Source organism: Oscillospiraceae bacterium CM (assembly GCA_022870705.1).
In the GTDB taxonomy this organism is placed as follows: Bacteria; Bacillota; Clostridia; order Oscillospirales; family Oscillospiraceae; genus Sporobacter.
Map to the genome: position 1 here is coordinate 1 of CP072107.1, position 26,853 is coordinate 26,853.

General features: G+C 53.0%; 26 protein-coding genes. 13 read left to right on the forward strand and 13 right to left on the reverse strand.

Annotation, left to right across the window (positions count from 1 at the left end):
• From dnaA to rnhA, 8 genes are all read left to right on the forward strand, one after another.
• The gene (gene dnaA, locus IZU99_00005) at positions 1–1,308 is read left to right on the forward strand and encodes a chromosomal replication initiator protein DnaA (GenBank protein ID UOO37687.1); all 1,308 of its coding nucleotides are present in this window, start codon (positions 1–3) and stop codon (positions 1,306–1,308) included.
• A 244-nt stretch (positions 1,309–1,552) separates the two neighbouring features.
• Positions 1,553–2,671, forward strand: coding sequence for a DNA polymerase III subunit beta (gene dnaN / locus IZU99_00010; GenBank protein ID UOO37688.1), 1,119 nt, complete (start codon positions 1,553–1,555; stop codon positions 2,669–2,671).
• Complete coding sequence (locus IZU99_00015; protein ID UOO37689.1) at positions 2,661–2,918, forward strand: RNA-binding S4 domain-containing protein; 258 nt, start codon at positions 2,661–2,663, stop codon at positions 2,916–2,918. Before dnaN ends, IZU99_00015 begins: the two co-directional genes overlap by 11 nt.
• 2 nt (positions 2,919–2,920) lie before the next feature.
• Entirely contained in the window at positions 2,921–4,030 is a 1,110-nt protein-coding gene (recF, locus tag IZU99_00020) for a DNA replication/repair protein RecF (protein ID UOO37690.1), read from the forward strand.
• Between the two features lie 81 nt (positions 4,031–4,111).
• Positions 4,112–4,372, forward strand: a complete 261-nt coding sequence (locus IZU99_00025; GenBank protein ID UOO37691.1) for a DUF370 domain-containing protein — start codon at positions 4,112–4,114, stop codon at positions 4,370–4,372.
• A 40-nt stretch (positions 4,373–4,412) separates the two neighbouring features.
• Positions 4,413–6,344 (forward strand): DNA topoisomerase (ATP-hydrolyzing) subunit B, encoded by a 1,932-nt coding sequence (gene gyrB / locus IZU99_00030; protein UOO37692.1) that lies wholly within the window; start codon positions 4,413–4,415, stop codon positions 6,342–6,344.
• 29 nt (positions 6,345–6,373) lie between these two features.
• Positions 6,374–8,902, forward strand: a complete 2,529-nt coding sequence (gene gyrA / locus IZU99_00035) for a DNA gyrase subunit A (GenBank protein ID UOO37693.1) — start codon at positions 6,374–6,376, stop codon at positions 8,900–8,902.
• The gene (gene rnhA / locus IZU99_00040; protein UOO37694.1) at positions 8,899–9,336 is read left to right on the forward strand and encodes a ribonuclease HI; all 438 of its coding nucleotides are present in this window, start codon (positions 8,899–8,901) and stop codon (positions 9,334–9,336) included. The genes gyrA and rnhA overlap by 4 nt, the downstream gene beginning before the upstream one ends.
• 55 nt (positions 9,337–9,391) lie before the next feature.
• On the opposite strand, the gene atpC is transcribed toward rnhA, so the two are convergent.
• The 9 genes from atpC to IZU99_00085 form a co-directional block, all read right to left on the reverse strand.
• Entirely contained in the window at positions 9,392–9,805 is a 414-nt protein-coding gene (gene atpC, locus IZU99_00045) for an ATP synthase F1 subunit epsilon (protein UOO37695.1), read from the reverse strand.
• Positions 9,806–9,882: 77 nt separating this feature from the next.
• A complete protein-coding gene (locus IZU99_00050) occupies positions 9,883–11,274 on the reverse strand; it encodes a F0F1 ATP synthase subunit beta (protein UOO37696.1) in 1,392 nt (463 codons plus the stop codon).
• Positions 11,275–11,277: 3 nt separating this feature from the next.
• Positions 11,278–12,153, reverse strand: a complete 876-nt coding sequence (gene atpG, locus IZU99_00055) for an ATP synthase F1 subunit gamma (protein ID UOO37697.1) — start codon at positions 12,151–12,153, stop codon at positions 11,278–11,280.
• Positions 12,153–13,661: a F0F1 ATP synthase subunit alpha gene (locus IZU99_00060; GenBank protein UOO37698.1), complete on the reverse strand. Its 1,509-nt coding sequence runs from the start codon at positions 13,659–13,661 to the stop codon at positions 12,153–12,155. Before IZU99_00060 ends, atpG begins: the two co-directional genes overlap by 1 nt.
• A gap of 9 nt (positions 13,662–13,670) precedes the next feature.
• Positions 13,671–13,889 carry a F0F1 ATP synthase subunit delta gene (locus tag IZU99_00065; GenBank protein ID UOO37699.1) on the reverse strand — a complete coding sequence of 73 codons (219 nt, stop codon included), beginning with the start codon at positions 13,887–13,889 and terminating at the stop codon, positions 13,671–13,673.
• 2 nt (positions 13,890–13,891) lie between these two features.
• Positions 13,892–14,371: a F0F1 ATP synthase subunit B gene (gene atpF / locus IZU99_00070; GenBank protein UOO37700.1), complete on the reverse strand. Its 480-nt coding sequence runs from the start codon at positions 14,369–14,371 to the stop codon at positions 13,892–13,894.
• Between the two features lie 21 nt (positions 14,372–14,392).
• Positions 14,393–14,614, reverse strand: coding sequence for an ATP synthase F0 subunit C (atpE, locus tag IZU99_00075; GenBank protein ID UOO37701.1), 222 nt, complete (start codon positions 14,612–14,614; stop codon positions 14,393–14,395).
• 12 nt (positions 14,615–14,626) lie between these two features.
• Positions 14,627–15,514 carry a F0F1 ATP synthase subunit A gene (locus IZU99_00080; protein UOO37702.1) on the reverse strand — a complete coding sequence of 296 codons (888 nt, stop codon included), beginning with the start codon at positions 15,512–15,514 and terminating at the stop codon, positions 14,627–14,629.
• The gene (locus IZU99_00085) at positions 15,507–15,782 is read right to left on the reverse strand and encodes a hypothetical protein (GenBank protein ID UOO37703.1); all 276 of its coding nucleotides are present in this window, start codon (positions 15,780–15,782) and stop codon (positions 15,507–15,509) included. The genes IZU99_00080 and IZU99_00085 overlap by 8 nt, the downstream gene beginning before the upstream one ends.
• A gap of 388 nt (positions 15,783–16,170) precedes the next feature.
• Between IZU99_00085 and IZU99_00090 the strand changes: the two genes are divergently transcribed.
• Positions 16,171–18,222 carry a thioredoxin domain-containing protein gene (locus tag IZU99_00090; GenBank protein ID UOO37704.1) on the forward strand — a complete coding sequence of 684 codons (2,052 nt, stop codon included), beginning with the start codon at positions 16,171–16,173 and terminating at the stop codon, positions 18,220–18,222.
• 46 nt (positions 18,223–18,268) lie between these two features.
• Here the strand turns inward: IZU99_00090 and IZU99_00095 are convergent, their stop codons facing one another.
• The 3 genes from IZU99_00095 to IZU99_00105 are packed head-to-tail and all read right to left on the reverse strand — an operon-like array spanning position 18,269 to position 20,102.
• Positions 18,269–19,045, reverse strand: coding sequence for a hypothetical protein (locus IZU99_00095; GenBank protein UOO37705.1), 777 nt, complete (start codon positions 19,043–19,045; stop codon positions 18,269–18,271).
• Positions 19,039–19,734, reverse strand: coding sequence for an ABC transporter ATP-binding protein (locus IZU99_00100; protein UOO37706.1), 696 nt, complete (start codon positions 19,732–19,734; stop codon positions 19,039–19,041). The genes IZU99_00095 and IZU99_00100 overlap by 7 nt, the downstream gene beginning before the upstream one ends.
• 5 nt (positions 19,735–19,739) lie before the next feature.
• Positions 19,740–20,102, reverse strand: a complete 363-nt coding sequence (locus IZU99_00105; protein UOO37707.1) for a GntR family transcriptional regulator — start codon at positions 20,100–20,102, stop codon at positions 19,740–19,742.
• A 153-nt stretch (positions 20,103–20,255) separates the two neighbouring features.
• Here IZU99_00105 and IZU99_00110 point away from each other — a divergent pair, with 153 nt between their 5' ends.
• A complete protein-coding gene (locus IZU99_00110) occupies positions 20,256–22,040 on the forward strand; it encodes a DUF4153 domain-containing protein (protein ID UOO37708.1) in 1,785 nt (594 codons plus the stop codon).
• 75 nt (positions 22,041–22,115) lie between these two features.
• Here the strand turns inward: IZU99_00110 and IZU99_00115 are convergent, their stop codons facing one another.
• The gene (locus IZU99_00115; protein UOO37709.1) at positions 22,116–24,746 is read right to left on the reverse strand and encodes a cation-translocating P-type ATPase; all 2,631 of its coding nucleotides are present in this window, start codon (positions 24,744–24,746) and stop codon (positions 22,116–22,118) included.
• Positions 24,747–25,059: 313 nt separating this feature from the next.
• Here IZU99_00115 and IZU99_00120 point away from each other — a divergent pair, with 313 nt between their 5' ends.
• From IZU99_00120 to IZU99_00130, 3 genes are read left to right on the forward strand one after another with little or no spacing between them, the layout of a single operon-like run.
• Entirely contained in the window at positions 25,060–25,521 is a 462-nt protein-coding gene (locus tag IZU99_00120) for a hypothetical protein (GenBank protein ID UOO37710.1), read from the forward strand.
• A gap of 44 nt (positions 25,522–25,565) precedes the next feature.
• Positions 25,566–25,802: a hypothetical protein gene (locus IZU99_00125; protein ID UOO37711.1), complete on the forward strand. Its 237-nt coding sequence runs from the start codon at positions 25,566–25,568 to the stop codon at positions 25,800–25,802.
• Positions 25,803–25,805: 3 nt separating this feature from the next.
• Positions 25,806–26,834, forward strand: a complete 1,029-nt coding sequence (locus tag IZU99_00130) for a hypothetical protein (GenBank protein UOO37712.1) — start codon at positions 25,806–25,808, stop codon at positions 26,832–26,834.
• Positions 26,835–26,853: the final 19 nt, after the last annotated feature.

The window sequence follows — 26,853 nt, forward strand, 5'->3', positions numbered from 1 at the left end:
ATGAACTCAGCTGCCGATGTTTGGGGCAAAATTCTAAAAATACTGGGTAACGAGCTCACATCTACGGCGATCACGACCTGGTTTGACGATTGTACGGCTGTTGAAATCGTCGATAACCGTCTTGTTATTCATACGCCTTCCAATTTCAAAAAAGATGTGATTGAAGGGCGTTTTTTAGGATCTGTCAAAAACGCATTGAATGAGCTGTTTTCAGGTGATTTTGATGTTCTCGTGCTGGGGGAAGGTGAGCTTGACGCCTTCAAGCAAAAAGAACCGTCCTTTGATCCTTCTGAAGAGGAATTTACGTTTGAGCGCTTTGTTGTCGGCAATTCCAACAAGTTTGCCCATGCCGCTGCGAAAGCTGTCGCCGAGGGACAGATAAAAAACTTCAATCCTCTCTTTATCTATGGCGATTCCGGGCTCGGCAAAACGCATCTGCTGCACGCCATCCGTCACGCCGTCGCCAAAAAGCACCCGGAATATCATATCGTCTATGTTAAGGGTGATGATTTCACGAACGAACTGATATTAGCGCTGCAGGTTGGCAAAAACGTGGAATTTCGCGAAAAGTATCGCGGTGCTGATTTGTTCTTAATGGATGATATTCAGTTTATAGCTGGAAAAATTCAGACACAGGAAGAATTTTTTCACACCTTCAACACCCTGTATGAAGCAAATCGTCAAATCGTTTTCACGTCTGACCGGCCACCTAATGAGATGACACGCTTGGAAGACCGCCTTAAAACCCGCTTCGAATCCGGCCTCTTGGCGGATATACAGCCGCCCGATTATGAAACACGTATGGCGATCATCAAAAATAAAGCTGAGCAGCTCGGCATGTTCCTGCCAGACGATGTATCCGATTACATTGCCGAAAACATGACATCAAATGTCCGGCAGATCGAAGGCGCCGTTAAAAAAGTGATGGCTTACCGTGATCTGATGAACGACAGCATCACCGTCTCTTCCGTTGCTAAAGCCATCAAAGATATGTTTAAGGAAAAAACGGAATATATGCCCACGGCAGATCTCATAATTGATGAAACAGCCAAATTCTATTCCCTCACATCGGATGATTTGAAGGGGCAGCGACGGACAAAAAATACGGCGCAAGCCAGACAGGTATCAATGTACCTGATCCGCAAGCTGACGAACTTGTCCCTCAAGGACATTGGAGATCTCTATGAAGGCCGTGATCATACAACAGTTTTATCATCCATTCGCCGCATAGAGGATACTATGAAAGCCTCTTCTCCGTTTTCTCAGATGATCCGTGACATTACCGCCAATATCAATGCCCGAAACTAATTGTCCACAAATCTTCGTGCATTAATTGTTGACGTTTTGTGAATTCCCCGCGTTTGTGCTGATTTCATGTTTTTTGTGCTAAACTATCCACATTGAGACCGTGCTGAAAAAGTGCGCAGTTGTCGTATAAATGGATGTTTTCCACATAATTTTGTACTACTGCTACTATTACTAAAAATATATATTATATTCTTTCTGTCTGCCTTTTATGCAAAAAATTTGACGGACGGGGAAAGGACATACGATGAAGTTTACGGTTGAAAAGAATCTTATACAGACAGCCATTTCTACAGCATCACGCGCTGCCGCCGTGAAAAGCGCCGTTCCGGCACTGGAGGGGCTGCTTGTTGAAGCAACGGACAATACCATCAAGATCTCCGGTTATGACTTAAAAACTGGGATATCAACGACTGTCCAGGCCGACGTCTTACAAGAGGGTAATATGGTTTTAAACGCGCGGCTGTTTGGAGAGATTATTCGAAAGCTCCCCGATAATATCGTCACAGTTTCAGCCGACGACAATTACATGACAAAAATATCCTGTGGCATGAGTGATTTTCAGGTCCTCGGCACCCCGGCAAATGATTACCCCGATTTACCTGCCGTCGATTATCAAAATTCTCTTAAAATAACGGAGAAGAATCTGAAAAATATGATCGCGCAGACGAATTTCGCTGTCAGTGACAATGAGTCACGCCCTATTCACACAGGCGCACTGTTTGAAGCGGAGAACGGTGTATTGACGGTTGTTGCCGTTGACGGTTACAGGCTGGCGCTGCGGCGTGAAATGCTCAGTGTGCCGGCTGAGGCAAGTATGAATTTTGTTGTACCAGGAACGGCACTTAATGAAGTTGAAAAAATTCTCACTGATTCGGAGGAGGATGTCTCCATTTTACTGGGGACAAAGCACATCATTTTTGTGATTGGCGGGACAGTTCTGATTTCAAGACGTCTTGAAGGTGAATTCTTAAATTATAAAAATTCGATACCACATACAGAAAAATATAGCATTGATGCTGATCGGCGCGCCTTAGTGGACGCTGTTGAACGTGTTTCGCTAATTATCAGCGACAAGCTTAAAAGCCCAGTTCGCTGCATCTTTTCAGACGGCGTAATTCGATTTATGTCAAATACGGCGCTTGGCCGCGCCAGTGATGAATGCCCGGTTAAGGGTGACGGCGAGAATATGGAAATCGGCTTTAACAACCGATATCTGCTGGACGCTCTGAAAGCCGCACCATCTGAACAAGTTCGCATTAATATTACCTCCGGCATTACGCCGTGTATCATTATCCCGGCAGACGGCAGCAATAATTTTCTGTATATGATTCTGCCGGTTCGGTTAAAGGCTAATGAAAGTTAAGGTCAGAAAAATCAGGCCGGAAAATGGCCTTCCGGTCGCGATTACAGGTGAATTTATCCGTTTGGATGCGCTTTTAAAATTTGCATGCCTGGCACAGTCAGGCGGCGAGGCAAAACTTTTTATCCAAGACGGTCTCGTTTCCGTCAACGGGGAAGTATGTCTGCAGCGCGGCAAAAAAATAAGGCCGGGAGAAACCGTGGCATTCGGAAAAACGATTTTAAATGTCATAGCCGAAAAAAAGGAATAAAAATGGTTGTCAGAAAACTCAGGCTAGACGGTTTTCGGAATTATACAGACTTCACGGCCTGTTTTTCCGACCGCGTCAACATCATAATCGGGAACAACGCGCAGGGTAAGACGAATCTGATTGAAGCCATTTGGTTTTTGACGCAAGGCCGGTCATTCCGCGCGCGCAACGACCGGGAGATGATCGGCTTTGAGCGCAATGATGCGGTCATTTACGCCGATGTCACAACGCAGGGAAGAGACCAGACGATGGAAGCCCGTCTTTTGAGAGCTTCTCGTCGTCAGTTTTTTGTTAACAGCGTCAAATTAAAAACAGCTGCCGAGCTGTCCGGAAAGCTGCGCGCCGTACTTTTCTGCCCGGATGATTTAAACCTTGTCCGCGATGGTGCCGCCGTTCGACGGCGTCTGATGGATGCCTGCCTTTGTCAGTTGCGGCCGCGCTATGCCGCAATTCTGGCCGAATTCAATCGTCTTTTGGAGCATAAGACGAGAATTCTGAAGGACTATAAAATAAAACCATCTCTTCTGGACACATTAGACGATTTTGACGCGCGCCTAGCGGCATTGGGCGCCGAGCTGATCCACTACAGGTCAGCTTTTTCATCACGTCTTTCCGAGAAAGCCTCCGCCATTCATTTTGATTTCAGCGGCGGCGTTGAAAAACTGACCATAACATACCGCACGGTGAAAACCATCACCGATGTGACAAAAAAACCAGAGCAGTTGTTAAACCAGCTGCTGGCCCATCAGCAAGAACACCGACGAGCGGAGCTTGAATCCGGCACGTGCCTCTCCGGCGCGCATAAGGACGATTTGGAAATTCATATTAACGGTCAGGCTGCCCGATGCTATGCCTCGCAGGGGCAAGCACGCACAGCGGCTTTATCGATTAAGCTTGCCGAGCGCGACATTCATTTTCACGACAGCGGTGAGCATCCCATCCTACTGCTTGACGATGTCCTATCTGAGCTTGACAGAAGCCGGCAGCAATATGTTCTAAACCATATACATGACGGCCAGGTATTTATAACATGCTGTGAGGATGCCCGCATCGGTCTTGAGACAGGCGGCCGCCTTTTGCATATTGCCGGCGGCGAACTTACAGGCAGCTGAGGGTTATGGAAACGGCCGTGTTGATACCAGAACAGCGGACGCTTAATCTTATAAGCAAATTCGGAAAAGGATGATCGGCTGATGTATTTGCACCTAGGTCAAAACGTTGTCGTGCCGACAGGCTCAGTTGTTGGCATCTTTGATTTGGACAACACAACGGGATCACACCTGACGCGCGCTTTTTTAAGCAGGGCGGAAAAAGCCGGTCAGGTTGTTAACGTTTCCGCCGATTTGCCAAAATCCTTTATCGTCTGCCGCGACGGCGGGATAACGACAATTTATCTGTCGCAGCTGGCGTCAACAACGCTTTTTAAGCGCAGCGAAACGGTCCGCTTTGACTGATCGGCCCGACAAAACAGCAAGCCCATTGGAGGAGAATGAGATGTCCGATAACATCAATAGACCCGCGAATGACTACGACGCGTCACAGATTCAGGTGCTGGAAGGGCTTGAGGCTGTCCGGAAAAGACCGGGCATGTACATCGGCTCAACATCGGCATCGGGTCTTCATCACCTTGTTTATGAAATAGTGGATAACGCGATTGACGAGGCGCTTGCCGGTTTTTGCACCGATATATCCGTCATCATCGGCGAGGAGGATGTCATTACCGTCATAGACAACGGGCGCGGTATACCGGTCGACATGCAGGAACAGACCGGAAAAAGCGCCTTGGAGGTCGTCTTTACCGTTTTACACGCCGGTGGCAAGTTTGGCGGTGGTGGGTATAAGGTTTCCGGCGGACTGCACGGTGTCGGCGCGTCGGTCGTCAACGCCCTGTCAGAATGGCTTGTTGTCCAGGTGCATAAAAACGGCAATATCTACGAAATGCGCTTTTCCCGGGGTGACATCACACAGGAGCTCACAATTGTCGGCCAAACGGACAAATCCGGGACGACGGTGACATTTAAACCGGACAGTGAGATTTTTGACGAGCTGATTTTCAATTACGACACGCTCCTGACGCGCATGCGAGAGCAGGCCTTTTTAAACGCCGGGCTTAAAATCAGAACGATTGACGAGAGGCCCGGCACCCAGACGAAAAACGAGATGTGCTATGCCGGCGGCATCCGAGAATTTGTCTCGTATATTAACCGCAACAAAACCGCACTGCACGAAGATGTCATTTACGTCTCCGGCACGCGGGACGATGCCGCTGCGGAAGTTGCTCTGCAATATAACGACAGCTATAACGAAATGATTCTAAGCTTTGCCAACAATATCCATACGCCTGAAGGCGGCATGCATGAGACGGGGTTCAAAACGGCACTCACGCGTGTGCTCAACGACTACGGGAAAAAGAACAACTTTCTGAAAAATGACGATAAGGTCTCCGGCGAGGACTGCCGCGAGGGGCTGACGGCCGTCATTTCCGTCAAGCTGACGGAGGCGCAGTTTGAAGGGCAGACGAAAGCCAAGCTCGGCAACAGCGAGATGCGCACGCTCGTCGACAACATTATGACGGATAAGCTCACGGAGTTTTTGGAAAAAAACCCGGCCACGGCGCACGGCATTCTCGACAAAGCGCTGACAGCCTCGCGGGCCAGGGAGGCCGCCCGGCGCGCGCGCGAAAACATCCGGCGTAAAAACGCCTTGGAGGGCATGGCCCTGCCGGGAAAGCTCGCCGACTGCAATGAGAGCAACCCGGAATTGACAGAAATTTATATCGTTGAGGGCGATTCGGCCGGCGGCAGTGCCAAAGGCGGGCGTGACAGCCGGTTTCAGGCGATATTGCCGCTGTGGGGCAAGATGCTCAACGTCGAAAAAGCGCGGGCCGACAAGGTTTACGGCAATGACAAGCTCACACCGGTTATAACGGCGCTCGGTGCCGGCATCGGCGAGGATTTTGACGAGACAAAGCTGCGGTATCATAAAGTAATCATTATGGCCGACGCCGATGTCGACGGCAGTCATATCAGAACGCTGTTACTCACGTTCTTCTTCCGCTTTATGCGCCCCCTCATCGAGGGCGGTTATGTCTACGCGGCGCAGCCTCCTCTTTTCAAGTTGGTGCGCGGGAAGACGGTTCGATATGCATACAACGAGTCGCAACGCGATCAGATTTCCGCAGAAATGCGCGGGGAAGACGGCAAGGGGAAGGTTGACATCAGCCGCAATAAAGGTCTCGGCGAAATGGATCCACATGAACTCTGGGAGACGACAATGAACCCGCAAACGCGTATTCTCAAGCGCATTGAGCTCAACGACGCCGTCCGAGCCGATGAAATCTTTACAATCCTCATGGGCGAGCGCGTGGAGCCGCGCAAGGAGTTCATCGAAAAGAACGCCAAATACGTCGTCAACCTCGACATCTGAGCGAAATTCCCGAGAAAGGCTTGATATAAATGGCACGTAAGGACAGTGACCAGTCCGATATCCTGTTTCCAGATCAGAAAATCGTCGTCTCACCGCTTGTGGATGAGATGCAGAATTCGTATATCGATTACGCCATGTCGGTTATCGTCGGCAGGGCGCTCCCCGATGTGCGGGACGGTCTAAAGCCGGTGCACCGGCGCATCCTTTACTCGATGTATGAGGATAATCTGACGAGTGATAAGCCTTTTAGAAAATCGGCTACCGCTGTCGGTAATGTGCTTGGCCGATATCATCCGCATGGCGATGCGTCTGTTTACGATGCACTCGTCCGACTGGCGCAGGATTTTTCCATGCGCTATACGTTGGTTGACGGCCACGGCAACTTCGGCTCAATTGATGGGGACCCGCCGGCGGCTTACCGGTACACGGAAGCGCGCATGTCGAAGATATCAAACGAGCTTTTGCGTGACATCGAGAAAGAAACAGTTGACTGGGCCGCAAACTATGATGAAACGAGGAAGGAACCGCGCGTTGTTCCCAGCCGGTTTCCGAATCTGCTCGTTAATGGTTCTTCGGGCATCGCCGTCGGCATGACGACGAATATTCCACCGCATAACCTCCGCGAGGTTATTGACGCCGCTGTCAGCGTCATCCGCAACCCGGAAGCGGAGCTTGACGAGTTGATGGAGTATATCAAAGGGCCTGATTTTCCCACGAAAGGGATCATCATGGGCAGAGTCGGCATTCGCGCCGCCTATGCCACGGGGCGGGGCCGGATTCACGTCCGCGCGCGCACGGAGATGGAGGAGTTCTCGCAAGGGAGAACACGCATCATTGTGACGGAATTGCCGTATATGGTCAACAAAGCGCGCCTCATTGAGGCGATTGCCGAGCTTGTTAAGAATAAAAGAATTGATGGAATTTCCGCATTGCGTGACGAGTCTGACCGTGACGGGATGCGCATTGTCATTGAGCTCAAGCGAGATGCCAACGCGCAGGTTGTTTTAAATCGGCTTTACGCGTCAACACAGATGCAGACAACGTTTGCCATCGTGCTGCTTGCGCTTGTCGAAGATCAGTCACAGCCCCGCATCCTGTCTTTAAAGCAGATCCTGGACGAATATATTGCTTTTCAAAGAGAGGTTCTCCGCCGACGGACGGAATTTGACCTGAAAAAGGCGCGGGAGCGCGCGCATCTGCTCGAAGGGCTGCGCATCGCGGTTGACAATATTGACGAGGTTATTCGCATTATCCGCGCAAGCTATAACGACGCCAGAGAGCGCCTGATGGAGCGCTTTAGCCTGTCCGAGGTTCAGGCACAGGCGATCCTTGAAATGCAGCTGCGCCGTCTTCAGGGCCTTGAGCGCGAAAAAATCGAGAGCGAATATCAGGAGCTCATGGAGAAGATTGCCTACTTCCTCCGTCTTTTATCCGAGGAAGAGCTTATGAAATCCGTTTTGATTGATGAGCTGACGGAAATCCGTGACAAATACGGCGACGACCGCCGGACGGAAATCGCCGTTGTTGAAGACGAGATCGATATTGAAGACCTCATTGATGAGGAGGAGTGTGTTTACACGCTCACAAACGGCGGCTATATCAAGCGGATGCCCGCCAACACGTATAGAGCGCAGAAGCGTGGCGGGCGCGGCATCACGGCGATGACGACAAGAGATGAAGACTATGTCGAAACGGTCTTTACCGCCTCGACGCATGATTATATTCTCTTCTTTACGAATTTTGGGAAAGCTTATCGCAAAAAGGGTTATCTGATACCGGAGGCCGGGCGGCAGGCAAAGGGGACGAATATTGTCAACATCCTGCCAATGCAGCCGGGAGAAAAGGTGTCCGCTATGATCCGCGTACGGAATTTTGAAGAGGAAATCTACCTTGTTATGATTACACGGGGCGGCACCGTTAAAAGGATGCGGATGGCCGAATTAAAAAACATCCGTAATATTGGCATCCGGGCAATCACGCTTGACGAAGATGATGAGCTCATCTCCGTCCGCGATACGGACGGTCTGCAGAAAATTCTGATCGCTACGCACGATGGTATGGCCATTTGCTTTTGTGAAACGGACCTGCGCCCTATGGGGCGAACGGCGGCCGGTGTCCGCGGCATTCGTCTGCGGCAAGGAGACTACTGTGTCGGCGCAGCTAGAACGCGCGAGGGCGGCGCGCTGCTAACGGTTACCGAAAAGGGATACGGCAAAAGAACACCAATTGACGAATACCTCCGCGGCGTCGTCTGTGAAGGCGCTGAGCGGGCGGCCCAAAACCGTGGCGGTATCGGCCTGAAAAATTACAATATAGCAGATAAGACCGGCAAGGTCGCCGCTGTTAAGGTTGTTGACGACAATGACGACGTATTGATCATATCAGACGATGGGACGATCATTCGAATGGCAGCTGCCGATATCAGCGTTTACAGCCGGGCGACGATGGGCGTTAAGCTCATGCGCATTGGCGACGACGCGCGTGTTATTTCCATTGCTCGGACGGATAAGGAAGAAGATATCGGCACGGATGACATCGGTGCCGAGGAAGAGATATGAAAAAGGTCACAATCTATACGGATGGGGCCTGTAGCGGCAACCCTGGCCCTGGAGGATGGGGGGCGATTTTGAGATACGGGGAGAAGGAAAAAGAGCTCTCCGGCGGCGCCCCTGAGACGACGAATAACCGGATGGAACTATCAGGTGTAATTGCGGCCTTGCAGGCACTGCACGAACCATGCCAGGTCGACTTATACACCGACTCTCAGTATGTTGTCAATGCCGTCAACGAGGGCTGGCTGACGAACTGGCAGAAGCGTGGCTGGCGACGACGCGATGGGGAAGTCAAAAACGTCGATCTCTGGCTGACGCTGATTCCACTTCTCGAAACGCATAATGTCTCATTTATCTGGGTCAAAGGGCACGCCGAGAATGAATTTAACAACCGGTGTGACGCGCTTGCTGTAGCCGAGCGGCTGAAAATAGCAAACTAGAAATACCCCCAAAGCAAGCAGCTTTGGGGGTATGACTATTTAATTCTTAAAACGCCTACACTTTATCCCGGCCTTTGGTGACCTGGAGTCGGGCCATGGCGCGGGCGAGGGCGAGCTTGGACTGGCGGTATTCCTGCATGCTCTGCTGCTGGCGCAGGCGCTCCTCGGCGCGCAGGCGCGCCTCCTCGGCGCGGGCCTCGTCGATATCCTCCGGCTTTTCACAGGCTTGGACATAGACGAGCACGCCGCCGTGGCGAACCTCCAGGAAGCCCTCGGAGTTGAAGACCTCGCGTGTTTCTGTCGGCGTCTTCACATAAAGCGTTCCGACGGCAATCGGCATGACGAGCGGGGCGTGGTCAGCCAGAAAGGAGAAACGCCCGTCCGTCGTCGTCACCGTCAGGACCTCGGCGTCGCCGTCAAAAAACTGCTTTTCCGGCGTCAGTATCTTCAGATTGAACAGTTTGGCCATTTGTTCCGTCCGTTCCGCCGCCGCGCTGCGGCTGAGATTCATTGCGCGGTATCGGGGGGCGCGTGCCCCCCGCTTTGTTACTTCATGTTCTTGGCCTTGTTGTAAACGTCGTCAATATTGCCGACCATGGAGAAGGCCGCCTCCGGCATACTGTCGGCCTCGCCGCCGAGAATCGCCTCAAAGGAGCGAATCGTGTCGGCAAGCGCCACGTATTTACCCTTGTTGCCCGTAAACTGCTCGGCAACGTTAAACGGCTGCGACAAAAACTGCTGAATGCGCCGCGCTCTGTAAACCGTCTTCCGGTCTTCCTCCGACAGCTCCTCCATACCGAGAATGGCGATGATATCGCGCAGCTCGCGGTAGCGGTTTAAGCACGTGATGACGCCCTGCGCCGCGTTGTAATGCGCCGGGCCGACAATCAGCGGGTCGAGAATACGGGAGTAGGATTCCAAGGGGCTCACGGCCGGGTAGACGCCGATTTCGGCGATCGACCGCGACAGAACCGTCGTCGCGTCCAGATGCGTAAAGATCGTCGCCGGGGCCGGGTCCGTCAGGTCGTCGGCCGGGACGTAAATCGCCTGTACCGACGTAATGGAGCCGTTCTTCGTCGAAACGATGCGCTCTTCCAGATTACCCAGCTCGTTGGCCAGCGTCGGCTGGTAGCCGACGGCCGAGGGCATACGGCCCAAAAGCGCCGATACCTCGTTGCCCGCCTGGACGTAACGGAAGATGTTGTCGATAAACAAGAGAACGTCGCGGTTCATCTCGTCGCGGAAGTATTCGGCCATCGTGAGGCCCGTGAGGCCGATGCGCATACGCGAGCCAGGCGGCTCGTTCATCTGGCCGAAAGCCAATGCGGTTTTGCTGATGGCGCCCGAGCTCTTCATATCCTGAATCAGCTCGCTGCCTTCACGGCTGCGCTCGCCGACGCCGGCGAAAACGGAGAAGCCGCCGTGCATCGTGGCGATGTTGTAGATGAGCTCCATGATCAGAACCGTCTTGCCGACGCCCGCGCCGCCAAACAGGCCGATCTTACCGCCCTTGGAGTACGGCGTGATGAGGTCGATGACCTTGATGCCCGTCTCGAAAAACTCGGTGACCGGCGTGAGGTCTGTAAATTTCGGCGCACTGCGGTGGATATCCCACGTCTCTGTGCTCTCAATCGGCGGGCCGTTATCGATCGGCCGCCCTAAAACGTCGACAACGCGGCCCAGGACCTCTTTGCCGACGGGCACCTGGATGCCGTGCCCCGTGTTCTCAACGCTGATCCCGCAGCTTAAGCCGTCGGTTGCCTCCAGCGCGATGCACCGCACGACGCCCGGCGAGACGTTCGCGGCGACCTCCATGTGGCGGCCGTCGGAGGTTATCAGTAGATCATTGATCTGCGGCTCGCTTTCGGCGTTTTCAAAACGGACGTCCAGGACAGGGCCGCTGATCCTGATAAGCACTCCGCTGTTCGTACTCGGCATAATTTACCTGTCTCCTTTTCTAAGGATTTCAGCCGCACCGGTAATCTCGGCTATCTCGTTGGTGATGGCGCTCTGCCGCGCCAGGTTGTATTTCGTCCGCAGGCTCTTGAGCATGTCCTGCGCGTTCGTCGTTGCACTGTGCATCGCGTTCATCCGCGCAAAGTGCTCGCTCGCGTACGCCTGTACCATGACCCCGAACAGAATGCCGAGGATATACTGCGGTATGAGAAGGTCAAACAGCTCCTGCGGCGTCGGGTGATACATGATGTCCGCCAGCGTTTCTGCGTCGGCGATATTGCTGTAATCGTCCAGCCGGATCGGCAATAGCCGCCGTTCCACCGGCCTGTTCTTCGTCGCCCCGTAAAACGACGTGTACACAAGGCGCACCTCGTCCGTCTTCCCGCTGTCGTACAGCGCCATCACGTCGCGCACCAGCATGCGCGCCCGCGTCAGCGCCGGGTCCTGCGCGATGCCCAGATACGTCACGTCCGGCACCATCGACCGCGCGTTGAAAAAGTCCTCCGCCGTGTTCCCGATTGTTAAAATCGAGTGATTCGGGTGCTCTTCAATGTGACGCAGCGCCAGATTCAAAACGTTTGAATTGTACGAGCCGCACAGACCCTTGTCGCCCGAGATGACGATGTAGGTGCAGTGCCCGCCCGCCGGGACGTCCTTCAGGTACGGGTGCGATACGCCCTGCGCGGTGACCAGAATCTCTTTCATCGTCTTTTGGACGTGGTCAAAGTACCGGTGATTCTGTTCAATATGACTCATGACCCGCTTCATCCGGGTCGACGAGACCATTTCCATGGCCCCCGTGATTTTTTTCGTCTGTTCGACGGCGGCGATGTGATGGCGTATCTCGGTAGGGCTCGCCATTACTTCTCCCCGCTTTCCGCCGCAAACCGCTCAAAGCTGCGCAGAAGGTCTGTCTTGTCGTTGTCCGTCAGCTGGCCCGTCTTGTCGATGCTGTTCATCACGTTTGCCGCGTTCTGATGCAGATACGCCAGCAAATTCGCCCGCACCTTGTCAACGTCCCGCTTGTCAAACGATGTGAACACGCCGTTTGACACAGCCAGCAATATCGCCGTCTGCTCCGACAGGGAAAACAGCTGATCCTGCTTCTGCTTTAACAGCTCCATCAGGCGCTCGCCGTTTTTGAGCATGTTTGCCGTCGCCGTATCAATGTCGGCACCAAACTGTGCGAACACCGCCATTTCGCGGTACTGCGCAACGTCCAGACGCAGGCTGCCCGAAACGGCCCGCATCGCCTTGTGCTGCGCCGAACGGCCGACGCGCGAGACCGACAGGCCCACGTTGATAGCCGGGCGCATGCCCGCGTTGAACAGCTCGCTTTCCAGATAAATCTGGCCGTCTGTGATCGAGATGACGTTCGTCGGAATATATGCCGAAATGTCGCCCGCCATCGTCTCAACGATCGGCAGCGCCGTTAAGGAGCCGCCGCCCAGCTCGTCGCTCAGCTTCGCCGAGCGCTCTAAAAGACGGCTGTGCAGATAGAAAACGTCGCCGGGGTACGCCTCACGGCCCGACGGACGGCGCAACAGGAGCGACATCGCTCTGTATGCCACCGCGTGCTTACTCAGGTCGTCGTACACGACGAGCACGTCCTTGCCGCTGTACATAAACTCTTCCGCCACGGCGCACGCCGCGTACGGTGCAATGTATTGCATCGCCGCCGCGTCGCTGCCGAAGGCAGCCACGATCACCGTGTTCTCCAAAGCGCCGGCTTTCTCCAGCATGTGCACAAGGCCCGACACCGTCGAGGCCTTCTGGCCGATCGCGCAGTACACACAGTACACGCCGCGCCCTTTTTGGTTCATAATCGCCGACAGGGCGATCGATGTCTTGCCCGTCTGGCGGTCGCCGATAATCAGCTCGCGCTGGCCGCGGCCGATCGGTATCATACTGTCGACCGATAAAATGCCCGTCTCCAGCGCTGTGTCGACCGGTGCGCGCTGCATGATCGTCGGTGCCGGCGATTCAATCGGGCGGAATTTCGTCGTCTTGAGTTCGCCCTTGCCGTCCAGCGGGCGGCCGATCGGGTCAATCACGCGGCCGAGAAGCTCCTCGCCCACGCACACCTCCGCTACGCGCCCTGTCGGCCGCACAACGCTCGATGTCGATACCTTGCCGCCTAAAAGCGCCGCGCCGACGCCCCCTAAATGCAGGTCCAGCGTCAGACCGACGGCCCCGCCGTCAAATTCCAGAAGCTCGCCGTAGCGGCTTTGTGACAGCCCCTTGATCTGGACGATATTGTCGCTGAAGCTTTCAACCTCGCCGTACTCGTAGACTGCCGTGTCCGGCTCGGCCGTCGTCACCCGTTGTTTTAAAAACGCGCCGACAGTTGCAAAAGAAGAATCAATCATCTATTCACCTCATTCACTCAGTTGCCGGCTGATTTCATACAGACGCGAGGAGTAGCTCGCGTCGTATACCTTGCCATCTATGATCGCAATAAAACCGCCTATGATCTTGTTGTCCTCGACGACTTCAAAGTCCAGCTCACTGCCGTACTGCTTCGAAAAGCCGTCCCGGATCGCTTTGACCGTCCCCTCGTCATACGGCGAGGCGATCAACAATACTGGTTTATCCATGACTACCTCATCTCACGGAAAAAGTCTTCCGCGACGGCCTTGTTATCGACTGCGCTCACCTCACGCTTTAAAATGCGCGCGGCGATTTCCGTCGCCAAAAGCGCCACCTCCGTGCGCGCCTCCGCGATCGCCTGGGCCTTCTCGGCGGCGATCCGCTCGTGCGCGTCGGTCATCAGGCGCTCAGCCTGCCCGCGGGCGTCCTTGACGATCTCCTGGGCTTCCTGTGACGCCTTGACCTGGCTGTGTCGAATGATTTCCCGGCCTTCTTCCTCATACGTCTCGATATGATGCTCATACGAGGCCTTCATCTCGAGCGCTTCGTTCTGCTTCGTCTCGGCGTCCTTCAGCTGGGCTTCCACCTTCGCCGACCGTGCCGCCAGAAACGCGCTGACGGGCTTGAACAAAATCACCCGCAGCAGAATGAACAATATGAGGACGTTGATGATGTGTATCAGGATGTCAGAAGGATGCAGACCTTCCATCCGTCAATACCTCACTTTGATTTATTTGAGCGAAAAGAGCATGATGAGCGCTGTGACAAAGCCGTAGATCGCCGTCGACTCTGTGATCGCCAGACCAAGAAGCAGAAGGCCGTTGATCTTGCCCGAGGCCTCCGGCTGACGCGCCACCGCTTCAACAGCCTTGCCCGTGGCAATGCCCATTCCGAGACCTGCAAGCGCCGCGGCAAACAGGCACAGTCCTACACCGATTGGTAAATAACTCATTTTTTTATCCTCCTATTCTGTTGCTTCATTTATGAATGTTAATGTCAATGTGACAAAAATGAAGGCCTGGATTAACGGGTGAAACACGTTGAAGTAAAGCCCCGCCACGCTGGGTATCCCCAACGCGTAGCCGCCGAGCGCCGAGTACAAAAGATCCATAACGACAAGGCCGCCCAGCATGTTGCCGAACAGTCGGCTCGCCAGTGAGACCGGTACCGCAAGGTCCGTTACAATCCGGATCGGGAAAACCACCGGCGTCGGTGACGCCAGCGATTTGATGCGCCCGCCCACGCCCTTGACCTTGATGCCGTAGTAGTTGATGATAAAAAACGTCAATATCGCCAGTGCGCCCGTCAGCGTGATGTCCGACGACGGCGTCCGAACGCCAAATGGCTCGGCGCATGCGCACCCAACCAGAAAGATCGCTACCGTGAAAATGTAGCTGGCCATAAATTCGCCCACGCCGTGCGCCGAGCTCTTCGTATAGCTCGTGACCGTCTCGATCATGAGTTCCAGAACGTTCTGCGCCCCGCGCGGCGTGTCCTTCAGCCGGGTGAGTACGAAAACGCGCAGTAAAATGGCAATGACCACAAGCACCGCGATGATCACCCACGACGTCACAACGGTTGACGAGACACTGTGGCCAAATAGCTCGACGCGCTCCGGCGCAATTGCCACCTCGAGCGGCTTCGCCTCCTGCGGGCCGAAAACCAGTTCAATCAGCTTCGTCAGCAGTAAGTAGCCGCCAATCACCGTCACAAGCGTCGCCAGCGTCCTGTTCCGCTTCTGCCCCTTCGTCGGCTTCTCCGCGCCCGCAATCACGGCCACCACCCGCCGACGCCATACGTACCCGCCTACAAGGGCTAATATGGAGATTATTATCGTATAGTTGTCACTCATTGTTTCCCTTTCGTCCTCTCATATAGATTACGAATTTAACGACAGCCCCGACAAGTAAAATCCCGCTCATGCCGATGGCGGCCCAGATAAGATCCTGCCGTCTGAAAACGGCCACACCGAGAAGGACGATCATCGGCATAAAAAACTGAAGGGCTCCGAACATCAGCGCCTTGCCATGCATAATGCCTTTCGAGATAAATGTGCTAAACTGCATGAGCATATATAATTGGATAGACCCGGCAATGATACCGACGAGAAGACCAATCATCGCGACACACCTTTCTATGGCAGTAACAGTATACCTCGGCGTAAAAAAAATCAACGGCTAAACGTTATAAGAAATAATGCACAGGACGGCGCGTTTCTGTTCATTATCATGCCACCGAGCAGCATAATAAAACAAAGGTGGCTGGTTCTCTGAAAAAAACATTACACACAGGGTATATCGTTAATAATTTAACTGTCAACAGCAGTTTGTATAAAAAGTATGATATTATGATACAAAATCACAATATCTTGCAAAGAATCAAAGTGTTTTTCAACAAGCACGCAAAGAATCATTCTTCAATTCGTAGATCGTTGGTAAGATGAATTGTTTTTACAGAACGTGATATACTGGCACTATAAAGGATCAAAGCAAACAAAAGGGCGTTTTTATGTCAGAAAGAAACCATATAAACAAACTCATTAACGAAAAATCACCCTATCTGCTTCAGCACGCGCGCAACCCCGTGGACTGGTACCCATGGGGGGACGCGGCGTTTAAAAAAGCACGACAGGAGGACAAGCCGATTTTTCTATCGATTGGCTATTCCACCTGTCACTGGTGCCATGTTATGGAGCGCGAATCGTTTGAGGACGACGAGGTGGCGGCGATATTAAACGACGCATTCGTCGCCGTCAAGGTTGACAGGGAGGAGCGCCCCGACATCGATGCCGTTTACATGACGGTTTGCCAGGCGCTCACCGGGCAGGGCGGCTGGCCGATGACCGTTTTGTTGACGCCAGAGAAAAAACCCTTCTTTGCCGGAACGTATTTTCCGAAGGAGAGCCGCTTTGGAATGAACGGCCTTGTTGAAATTCTTTTGACGGTGAAAGACCTTTGGAAAAATAAACGCGAACAACTCGAGCGGATGGGTACGGAGATTCAAAAAAATATCACAGGTGGTAAACAGAGAAAAGCGGGGGAGCTGACGCGACGTGCGATTACGAATGCCTTTGAAATGTTCCGTGCCAGCTTTGACGGTGCTTTCGGCGGCTTCGGCCACGCGCCTAAATTCCCAACGCCGCATAACCTTTTGTTTTTACTGCGGTATGCCGTTCTGGAGGGGAATCAGAATGCGCTTGATATGGTTGAAATGACGCTCCGGCAGATGTATCGCGGCGGCATTTTTGACCATATCGGCTATGGGTTTTCGCGCTATTCGACCGACAACAAATGGCTTGTCCCCCATTTTGAAAAAATGCTGTATGACAACGCCCTCTTAACGCTGGCGTACTTGGAAGCATATCAGGTGACACATAAGAAATTTTACCGCAGCGTTGCCGATAAGATTCTGTTATATGTCCAAAGGGAATTGGCGGCACCGGGCGGGGGATTCTACAGTGCGCAGGACGCTGACAGCGACGGCGCGGAAGGGCGCTACTACGTCCTCACACCCGACGATGTCCTCACTGTTCTCGGACATGACGACGGCGACTATTTTTGCAGCTATTTCGACATCACGGAAAATGGAAACTTTGAGCATGCCAGTATCGCGAATCTGATCGAAAATGAAGCTTACGACAAACCGGATGATCGGATTGACGCCCTCCTTCCCGCGCTGCGGTCATTCCGCTTGAGCAGAACAACGCTTTTTAAAGATGATAAAATCCTTACATCGTGGAACGCGTTGATGATTGCGGCGTTTGCCAAGGCGTATCAAGTGACGGGAAACGCATCCTATCGCGAATCGGCCGAATCGGCGGCTACGTTTATCATAGAAAAGCTGACAACTACGGACGGGCATCTTATGGTGCGCTATCGTGACAACGATGCCGCCGGAACGGGGTTTTTAGACGACTATGCGTTTTTCGCTTTCGCATTGCTAATGCTGTATGATGCGACGTTTGACGTGACGCATCTTGAAGAGGCTGTGAAAACGGCGGAAATGATGTGTGGCTTGTTTGAAGACACGGCTGAAGGTGGGTTCTTCCTTTACGGGGACGACGCGGAAGAACTGATCCTGCGGCCGAAGGAGACGTTTGACGGGGCAATCCCCTCCGGCAACGCCGTTGCGGCATATGTCCTGTATCGGCTTGCCGCCCTGACGGGTGAACCGGCATGGCAGGCGCGCGCTGACCGGCAGGCGGCTTTTTTAGCCGCATCGATACAGGAGTACCCGCTTGGACACAGCTTTGGTCTCATGGCTGCGATTTTAGCACTGTATCCGACGATGGAAGTGATCTGCACAATGAGCGCGCCGGACGACGCAGAGCAGCTAAGAGAAGCACTGGCCGACGCTTTTGTGCCAAACACGACACTGCTCGTCAAAACGCCGGAGAACGCCGGACGTATAAATGCAATCGTGCCGTCTGTCAAAGATTATCCGTTAAGAGACGAAACCCTTTTCTATGTCTGTCAAAACAAAAGCTGCCAAGCACCGTTTGCGGGTGTCGCCACACTGCGAAAACGACTAACGGAAAATGCAAAGTCGGTTGAGAAATAAAAGAGGGTGCCGCACCAGGCGGCACCCTCTTTCTTTTTAAGCGCGCTTACTCAAGATTGAGTTTGCGCTGTAGCATATAGCGCGTGAGGAAGTAGAAGATCGCACCGGGGATTGTAATGGCGAGGAAATAAGCCCCCAAGGCCGTTTGAATTTGCCCAAAGCTGCTCATGTGCTCGATAAGGGCACAGATATCAACGAAACGGAATAATTCCACCCCGATTGCGGCAACGACTTGTAAAAGAGTCGTTATAACAATATACATGAGAAAGGCAAACCCAATACGGTGCTTGTTGACGAGAAGGCTGAGCGCTAGGCAAGTATAGACGAGAAGGATGCCGCAAAGCAGCGTTTCAGCCATCAGAACAATGCTCTCAACCATACAGAGGATGGCTTGGAACCCGAATTCTTTGATGCCGAGGATTATGCTTATTATAGCGTCCTGAATATACTGCAGCGTTCTGCTGTCGGCGGTCATTAAAAGGATAGCCAGCATCACGGCGACGAAGCTGACAACCGTCCAGACAGCTGCAACAATCAGCTTGCTCCAAATGAGGCCATCCGCTGTGACCGGCAGCGTAAACATGAGGTAGCCTTCGCTTTTTAAAAGGTTGCGATAAAAACGCTGGATTGTGAGAACAAGCGCAACAACGCAGACGGCACCGATCATAAAGGAGGACATCGTCGTCCCAATGATCATTGGGACTTTAAAATTCAGCTCGATGAAAACCCTGTTGATCAAGGCGACGATGAGCAGCGCGCCGAACAGCGGCAGAAAAATGCGCCCCGTTGCTTTAAATTCGTATTTCATCAGTTTGCCTAACATCTGAATACCTCCCTGAACAGCGCGTCGACCGAAACGCCTTTTTCCGCCCGAATGGCGTCAACGGATGACGTTAGCACAACTTCGCCGTCCTTCAGAAAAATGACATCGTCAAGCACCCGCTCAATGTCCGAAATAAGATGTGTTGAGATAATAACCGACGCTTCTGGGTTGTAGTTTTTGATGATGGTGTTCAGAATATAGTCGCGAGCTGCCGGGTCAACGCCGCCGATTGGCTCGTCAAGCAGGTACAGCTGCGCTTGGCGCGACATGACAAGGATAAGCTGAACCTTCTCCTTTGTCCCTTTTGACAGGGTTTTCAGGCGATCGCCTTCGTCGATGTGGAGACTTTTTAACATGTCAAGCGCTTTGGCATGGTCAAAATCCGCGTAGAAGTCGGCGAAAAAGGCGATCATGTCCCGCACGCGCATCCAGTCGTTTAAGTATGTTTGCTCCGGAAGGTACGAGACAAGGGATTTTGTTTTAATGCCGGGGGCAGCACCGCCAATGAGAAGGTTCCCGCCTGATGGTGTCAGCAAATTATTGCAAAGCTTAATAAGCGTTGTCTTTCCGCTGCCGTTCGGGCCGAGGAGGCCGACAATCCGCCCCTGTTCGACAGTGAGATTGACGTTGCTGAGAGCCTTTTTGCGGCCGTAGGCTTTTGATAAACCGAGACACTCCAAAATGGGCATTTCTTTCACTCCTTCGCCTTTTTATTAATAAGCGCGAGCGTTTCCGCCCTCGTATAGCCGAGCGCCGCCATTTTTTTCAGGAAAAGCTCAAGCTGCTCGCTTGCCAGAGCCTCTTTCGCCTGTGCTATCATCTTTTCATCCTCCGTTACAAATCTGCCGCTTGTTCGCTGCGCGTAGACGATACCGTCCCGCTCAAGCTCCGACAGGGCTTTCTGCAGCGTGTTTGGGTTAACCGAAGCCTCAGCCGCCATATCTCGTACGGGCGGAAGGCGCGACCCCGCCGGATACGAGCCGGATACGATCTGCAGCAGGATTTGCTCTTTGAGCTGCAAATAGATTGGCCGATCACTTTCAAAATGCCAGTTCATTGAATCACCGCCTGTATTATTGTGTTAGTAGACTAATACAATAATACACCATTCGGCGTACTTGTCAAGAGTGATATAAAAATTTTTTAAAAAACTATAAATCGCCGGACAATCATGGTAATATCAGGGCATCATAACAAAGGAGGGATTACTATGATTTCTGCGATCAAGCGCCGATTAAGCGGCCTGACCGACTCTGTAGGGCGATATCCCGTCACGGTTGTATTTCTCATTGCCGCAGCCGTCATGACAGGCCTGATGATCCACGACGGCCGGGACCTCGTCAAAATGACACTGACATGCGCCGTCGGCGCGGCAGCACTTGCCGCGGCTCAATCGGCCTACGAGCGATTTTTTATCGGTGCCATATGGCGCACGACGCTTTTTGCCGCCGGACTTTTAGTAACGGCGCTGTTTTACCTGTCCATCTTCCGGCTGCCGACTGACACAGCTGAAACGGCAGTGCGCGCCGTTGTTTCAATTGCCACGCTGCTGATTGCTTACATTTGGCTCGGCGTCGTCGGCAGCCGTATCGGGTTTAACGACAGCTTTATGGCGGCCTTCAAAGCTTTGGCGCAGGCCCTGTTTTTCTCGGGCGTGCTTTTTCTGGGGTGTGCGGCGATTATCGCGGCGGTTGACCTATTGATCCTGCCGGTTCACGAGAACGCTTATCCCTATACGGCTGATTTCGTATTTATCGTGTTTTTGCCAATGCTCTTTTTATCGCTTGTGCCCATTTATCCCGGACGGGGCGGTACGACGGAGGATCGTGATACGGCGCGGCAAGCGCTCGTCGAAAAGCGGACGAGCTGCCCAAGGTTTCTGGAGGTTTTGCTCACCTATATCGTCATACCGCTGGCGGCCGTATTTACCTTCATTCTTGTCATCTATATTTTTATGAATATTGGCGGCAAGTTCTGGACGAATGACCTTTTAGAACCGCTGCTGATATCCTATTCGATCACGGTGCTGATCCTCACGCTTCTTGTTGGCAGGCTAGAAAACAAGTTCGCGACGCTGTTTAAAATGATTTTCCCAAAAGTCCTCGTCCTGATTGCGCTTTTTCAGACGGTTGCCTCCGTTCTTCAGGCGGCCGACGCGGGCGTAACCTTTTCGCGATATTTTGTCATCCTGTTCGGGGTGTTTTCCGTCTTTTCAGGAATCGTTCTGAGTGGCTGGCCTGTTTGGAAAAGCGGCGCGATAGCGGCGTGTTTTCTGGTGCTGGCTACTATTTCAATGGTTCCACCGATTGACGCGTTTACCGTCAGCCGCAACAGCCAAATACAAGTGATGACGGCGGTGCTGGAGAAAAACGGCATGCTGACAGATGGAAAAATACAGCCCAACGGCAATATTCCGGAGGAGGACAAGGCGCGACTGACGACGGCGCTGCAATATCTCGCCTCAACAAACGAAATTACAGCCGTGACATACCTGCCCGCCGGATTCAGCCCATACGACGATGCATCGTTTTATAATGTCTTTGGGTTTCATTTCTATGAAATCGACAGGCCGACAGAGCAATATGTCAGCGTCTCGTACGATTTCTCCGACATGATTACTGTTGCCGGATACGACGTCGTCACACAAAACGTGATGTCAGCGCCTGCCTTGACGGAAAAAACAGGAGCAACAAATGCCGCCGCATTTGAAGTTAACAGCATAACGTATCGTATGGAAACAAACGGCAGCGAGATGCAACTGCGGCTTTTGGATTCCAATGGGAAAACGCTTCTTGTCTTCGATGCATCGACAATCCGCGCCCGGTTTGATAAGCTCACGCGTTATGACAACAACCTCTCGCTTGACGAGGCGACCTTTACGACTGAAAACGACAAAGCTGCGCTGAAGATCGTCATCCAGAACGCCGGTTTTACCCGCGGGCAGGCGGCCAATGACTTTTACGCACAGATGCTCGTGTGTATCAACATCAAATAAAACGAAGCCGGCTCTAGCCGGCTTCGCAGACTGTTAAAGAACGCGGCAAGCGTGTGCGCGCTTTCCGCGTTCTTTTTATGCTGTTTTTTTGGATTTTCTCTGAATCAGCTTAACGAGTTCAACAATCGGGATGATCAAAGCGGCCAAAACGAGCGCCGTGACGTATTCGTTTAGGCTGATGTGCTCAAACTCAAAAGCCGTTGCCAAAAATGGCACATAAATGACAAGGGACGTCAGCGCCAGGCTCGCGATACCGGCCCAGTTGAGAATTTTGTTGTTCGTTCTCAAAGTAAAGATACTTTCGCGGCGGGAGCGCATATTAAAGCTGTGGAAAATCTCAGCCATGCTCATTGTCAGAAAAGCCATTGTCGTACCGTCGGCGCTGTTGGCAATTTCCCACCGACCCGCTTCCATGAAATGACCGATGAAATAGGCGGCAAGCGTTAAGAGCGCGACGACGATACCCTGATAGGCGATATCAAAGCCCATACCGCCGGCAAATACGCCGTCTCTTGGTGAGCGGGCAGAACGAGACATGAGATTTGGCTCCGCCTTTTCTAAACCGAGCGCCATTGCCGGGATACTGTCGGTCACGAGATTAATCCAGAGAAGATGGACCGGCTTGAGGATTGCAAAACCTAGCAGCGTTGCGACAAATATGCTAATAACCTCGCTCATATTCGAGCTGAGAAGGAATTGAATGACTTTTCGGATATTGTCATAAATCCGGCGGCCTTCTTCAACGGCGCTGACGATGGTGGCAAAGTTATCGTCGGCCAGTACCATGTCCGCCACGTTTTTCGTTACGTCGGTACCGGTAATGCCCATACCCACGCCAATATCGGCGGATTTGATGCTGGGCGCGTCATTGACACCGTCACCGGTCATGGCGGTGACGAAGCCTGCGCCGCGCCAGGCGTTGACAATACGGACTTTATGCTCGGGCTGGACACGGGCGTAGACGGCAATATTTTGGAACTGGCGCGCAAAATCCTCGTCGCGCATATCACCCAGCGCGCTGCCGATAATGGCGGTCGTCTCCTCTGTCAAAATCCCCAGCTCAGTGGCGATGGCGACGGCCGTGTCGATATGGTCGCCGGTGATCATGATGGGGCGGATACCGGCGCTGCGGCATTTATCGATCGCTGCCTTGACCTCCGGACGTACGGGGTCAATCATGCCGACGAGCCCGATGAAGCACAAGTCGTGCTCCAGATCATCCGCTTCAAAGCGCGCCGGTTCGGTTTGATATGTTTTTTTCGCGGCGGCAAGCACGCGCAGCGCGCGGTCGGCCATATTTTTATTGGCCAGGAGAATATCCGCCTTGGCCTGTTCATTCAGTACATGCATTTCGCCGTCTTTCAGGATATGCGAACAGTTTTTCAAAAGCTCGTCCGGCGCGCCTTTTGTAAACTGCACGACGCTCCCGTCCGAATGGAGATGAACGGTGCTCATCATTTTTCGTACGGAATCAAACGGCGCTTCACCGATCCTTGGCGTATCAATCCGGAGCTGGTCTTTGCTTAGGCCCATTTTGTTTGCCCAGACGACAAGGGCGGCTTCCGTCGGCTCGCCGGTGACGCCGCCCTCCTCCGTCAGTTCGGCGTCGCTACACAGCGCCATCGCTGAGGCAAGGAGTGCAACGTCGCTTGTATAGGCGTCAACGACCGTCATTTTGTTCTGCGTGAGCGTTCCGGTTTTGTCGGAACAGATAATTTGAGCGCAGCCCAGCGTTTCAACGGCGGTCAGGCGGCGGATGATGGCATTGCGGTGGCTCATGCGCGTGACGCCGATTGACAAAACGATCGTTACGACAGCCACAAGGCCTTCCGGGATGGCGGCGACAGCCAGTGAAACGGCAACCATGAAGGTCGGCAGAAGCTGGGCGGTGCCGTCACGCAGCAGCCCGACAGCGAAGATCACGGCGCAGATGCCGAGCACAAGATATGTCAGGATTTTGCTCAGCTGGGACAGCTGAATTTGCAGCGGCGTGCGGCTTTCCTTTGCCTGCGTGAGCGCATCGGCAATTTTGCCCATTTCCGTATCCATGGCAATGGCGGTGATGACAGCCGAGCCGCGGCCATAGACAACGGTAGAGCCCATGTAAACCATGTTTTTCCGGTCGCCGAGCGGAATGTCGGTTTGACTGCCAAGTGAAATCGCGTCGGTGAATTTGTCAACCGGAACGCTTTCGCCCGTCAGCGCGGCCTCTTCTATTTTTAGGCTGGCGCTCTCCAGAATGCGCCCGTCCGCCGGTACGGCGTCACCTGCTTCCAGCAAAACAACGTCACCGACGACGATGTCCTCACTTTTGACGATGGTGATTTTACCGTCCCGGAGGACCTTGCTTGTGGCCGCCGCCATTTGCTGCAGGGCCTCGATAGCCTTTTCGGCCTTATTTTCCTGAAAAACACCGAGAACGGAATTGACAATAACGACGAACAATATGATAAAGACATCGGCGATGCTTTCGCCCTGCAGTACCGATGTGACGGCAGAGACAACGGCGGCGACAAGCAGGATGATGATCATCGGGTCGGCAAGCTGCATCAAAAAACGCTTGACGAGAGAGACCTTTTCGCCTTCTTTAAGCTTGTTTTTCCCAGACTCGAGAAGCCTTTTTTCGGCATCGGAAGCCGTCACGCCCGCTGGCGTGCTCTTCGTCTCCGTCAGGACGGTTTCAATTTCTTCACAGTAAAATTTCAAGGCAATCCTCCTAGATTTCTATATAATTTCCTTAAAAATATTAAAAAACTCATGGACAGGGTTATCCTATCCATGAGTCTCATCATTTCATTCAAGCCAGACGGCACAAATGCCGCCGCGTCTGTTGACTTGAAGCGCGTTTTCGCGCCGATTACTCCCTCATTGGGCCATTATGTGACTGAATTGTAGCATGCGCGGGAAATAAAGTCAATATTGCAGTGGTTTTCTGCTTGTATATTACCACAAAATTGAAAATAATTCAAGTCTTGTTCTTCTTAGAAACCGCGGCTATAGTCAGTGTGGGGTGAGAGCGATGGAAAATGCCTTTGAACAGTCTCTTCAAGAGACGAGCAGACAAAATGCCGCTGCGGAGCTGCGGGCGTTAAACGCCGTGACAGGACAATACGGGCTGTCACTCTCCGAAAAACAAATAGCCACTATTGTGGAGAAACACTTTGAGGCGCTGGAGGCAACGGGACGCGTCGCATTCAGTCACGGCAACATGAAGATGCTGCTGGAGGAATTCTGCGACTCGCCGTATATCGATCAGGAAAACTATGTCGAGACGATTCTGGAGCTTTTGGATTCCTTCTATTATTTCAAAAATGAATCAGCGGACCGCATCCCGGACGATGAGCTCATTGCCATCATGCACCGCCACTTTGACACGATTTGTCAGGGGTCGCTCGACTACCTGAGCGGCACGACCCTGGAGGATTTGTGCCGCAACACACGATATGGCTATGAAGCAGAAGGTGACGGCCGCCTGTTCTGAAAGAAAACAGGCAAACTAAACACACTCGTGTAATTGGAGGATGTATGGAAGCGAGCGAGGAAAACCCTCTTGCCGTTTTAACAAATATCGGCATAATAAGTCAGCTCACACCGGCCGAGCGCCTTGCCGTACAGAAAAAGCTCTGGGACACGCTCGCGCAGCGCGCCGTCAGTTTTACGATGGGCGGCAGCGCGACTGTTCGGGCTGAGACGGCACAAGAGCTTTTAAAAGGCACCTGTTTTGTCCTCCGACATGGGATTGACCCGAATACCGGGCCGTAGGGCTTGAAACAGCAGCTTGTCGGCGGTGATTTCGATGCGCTTTTTAAAGCGGGGCTCGCGGATATTGAAGAAAAGGTCGCACATGGCAAAACACTTTTGCAGCAAGCACTGATGACGGTGCCTGCGATTGAGAACATGGCGTTTCATGATTCGCTCCGGGAACTCGGCGTCTTCTTCAGACGGTATCATTACCACCATTTTGCCCATGAAATCCCCTGTATGATCGATTACCCGCTGGCGCACCCTACCGACGAGGCGCTCGGTGGCATTGATTATATCAATCAATACCTCCGCCGACTCCTGATTGAAAATGACTTTGTGGGACACTTTGACGAGAAGACGGTGACGGCGCTGCTGAGAAGAATCTCCCCAGAATACGAGGAAGATTTAATAAACATCTATGAGGCGGTAGCGTCGAACGCCATCGCTCTGACGATTTTGAAAAGCGAAGCCCGTGCGCTGGACATCACAGAGTGGGACCGAGGCACTATTTTTGCGCTTTTTCGTGCGTGGAAAGGCAACGAGGCGCCCGAAAAACTACGCTCCGCCGCAGCAGCGCTCTGCGTGGAACTGGCCATCGGAGATGATGCGGTGCTGCGGTATTTATCTCAAACGGCCGAGGGGCTTTGGCTGCGCGTTAAAAAGCTGAAAACGACGGAGCAGCTCCGGATAATTTTTCCCCCGCTGAACAGGGAAAACGGTGAACCGAAGCCAACCGTTACCTATATCGACGGCGTGTGTATGGATGATGAAATGCTGCGGGCGCTTATTGACTCCATTGCCGATTGCCGGAATGTCTCCGAAAAAATCGCGCTGGCCCGTGAGAAGCTCTTCAGTTTGCGGGACTGGGCGGAGGTATTGAATATCTGCTTCTGGGGAAACGAATGCCACGCACTGTTTGACGCACTGAGCGCGGACGCGCTTGAACACCTCTGGCAGTTCGCCGTGTATCGAAAGACACAGGCCCCCAACTGGCGTTCCGAGACGGGCTGGGAGAGGCTTCTCGACGAGTATCGGCGCAAACACATGTAGCGCCCCCGGCATATACTGA

Excerpts from the sequence above, each read along its gene's own strand:
- dnaA (UOO37687.1), top strand. The coding sequence starts at position 1 with ATGAACTCAGCTGCCGATGTTTGGGGCAAAATTCTAAAAATACTGGGT.
- dnaN (UOO37688.1), top strand. The coding sequence starts at position 1,553 with ATGAAGTTTACGGTTGAAAAGAATCTTATACAGACAGCCATTTCTACA.
- IZU99_00015 (UOO37689.1), top strand. The coding sequence starts at position 2,661 with ATGAAAGTTAAGGTCAGAAAAATCAGGCCGGAAAATGGCCTTCCGGTC.
- recF (UOO37690.1), top strand. The coding sequence starts at position 2,921 with ATGGTTGTCAGAAAACTCAGGCTAGACGGTTTTCGGAATTATACAGAC.
- IZU99_00025 (UOO37691.1), top strand. The coding sequence starts at position 4,112 with ATGTATTTGCACCTAGGTCAAAACGTTGTCGTGCCGACAGGCTCAGTT.
- gyrB (UOO37692.1), top strand. The coding sequence starts at position 4,413 with ATGTCCGATAACATCAATAGACCCGCGAATGACTACGACGCGTCACAG.
- gyrA (UOO37693.1), top strand. The coding sequence starts at position 6,374 with ATGGCACGTAAGGACAGTGACCAGTCCGATATCCTGTTTCCAGATCAG.
- rnhA (UOO37694.1), top strand. The coding sequence starts at position 8,899 with ATGAAAAAGGTCACAATCTATACGGATGGGGCCTGTAGCGGCAACCCT.
- atpC (UOO37695.1), bottom strand. The coding sequence starts at position 9,805 with ATGGCCAAACTGTTCAATCTGAAGATACTGACGCCGGAAAAGCAGTTT.
- IZU99_00050 (UOO37696.1), bottom strand. The coding sequence starts at position 11,274 with ATGCCGAGTACGAACAGCGGAGTGCTTATCAGGATCAGCGGCCCTGTC.
- atpG (UOO37697.1), bottom strand. The coding sequence starts at position 12,153 with ATGGCGAGCCCTACCGAGATACGCCATCACATCGCCGCCGTCGAACAG.
- IZU99_00060 (UOO37698.1), bottom strand. The coding sequence starts at position 13,661 with ATGATTGATTCTTCTTTTGCAACTGTCGGCGCGTTTTTAAAACAACGG.
- IZU99_00065 (UOO37699.1), bottom strand. The coding sequence starts at position 13,889 with ATGGATAAACCAGTATTGTTGATCGCCTCGCCGTATGACGAGGGGACG.
- atpF (UOO37700.1), bottom strand. The coding sequence starts at position 14,371 with ATGGAAGGTCTGCATCCTTCTGACATCCTGATACACATCATCAACGTC.
- atpE (UOO37701.1), bottom strand. The coding sequence starts at position 14,614 with ATGAGTTATTTACCAATCGGTGTAGGACTGTGCCTGTTTGCCGCGGCG.
- IZU99_00080 (UOO37702.1), bottom strand. The coding sequence starts at position 15,514 with ATGAGTGACAACTATACGATAATAATCTCCATATTAGCCCTTGTAGGC.
- IZU99_00085 (UOO37703.1), bottom strand. The coding sequence starts at position 15,782 with ATGATTGGTCTTCTCGTCGGTATCATTGCCGGGTCTATCCAATTATAT.
- IZU99_00090 (UOO37704.1), top strand. The coding sequence starts at position 16,171 with ATGTCAGAAAGAAACCATATAAACAAACTCATTAACGAAAAATCACCC.
- IZU99_00095 (UOO37705.1), bottom strand. The coding sequence starts at position 19,045 with ATGTTAGGCAAACTGATGAAATACGAATTTAAAGCAACGGGGCGCATT.
- IZU99_00100 (UOO37706.1), bottom strand. The coding sequence starts at position 19,734 with ATGCCCATTTTGGAGTGTCTCGGTTTATCAAAAGCCTACGGCCGCAAA.
- IZU99_00105 (UOO37707.1), bottom strand. The coding sequence starts at position 20,102 with ATGAACTGGCATTTTGAAAGTGATCGGCCAATCTATTTGCAGCTCAAA.
- IZU99_00110 (UOO37708.1), top strand. The coding sequence starts at position 20,256 with ATGATTTCTGCGATCAAGCGCCGATTAAGCGGCCTGACCGACTCTGTA.
- IZU99_00120 (UOO37710.1), top strand. The coding sequence starts at position 25,060 with ATGGAAAATGCCTTTGAACAGTCTCTTCAAGAGACGAGCAGACAAAAT.
- IZU99_00125 (UOO37711.1), top strand. The coding sequence starts at position 25,566 with ATGGAAGCGAGCGAGGAAAACCCTCTTGCCGTTTTAACAAATATCGGC.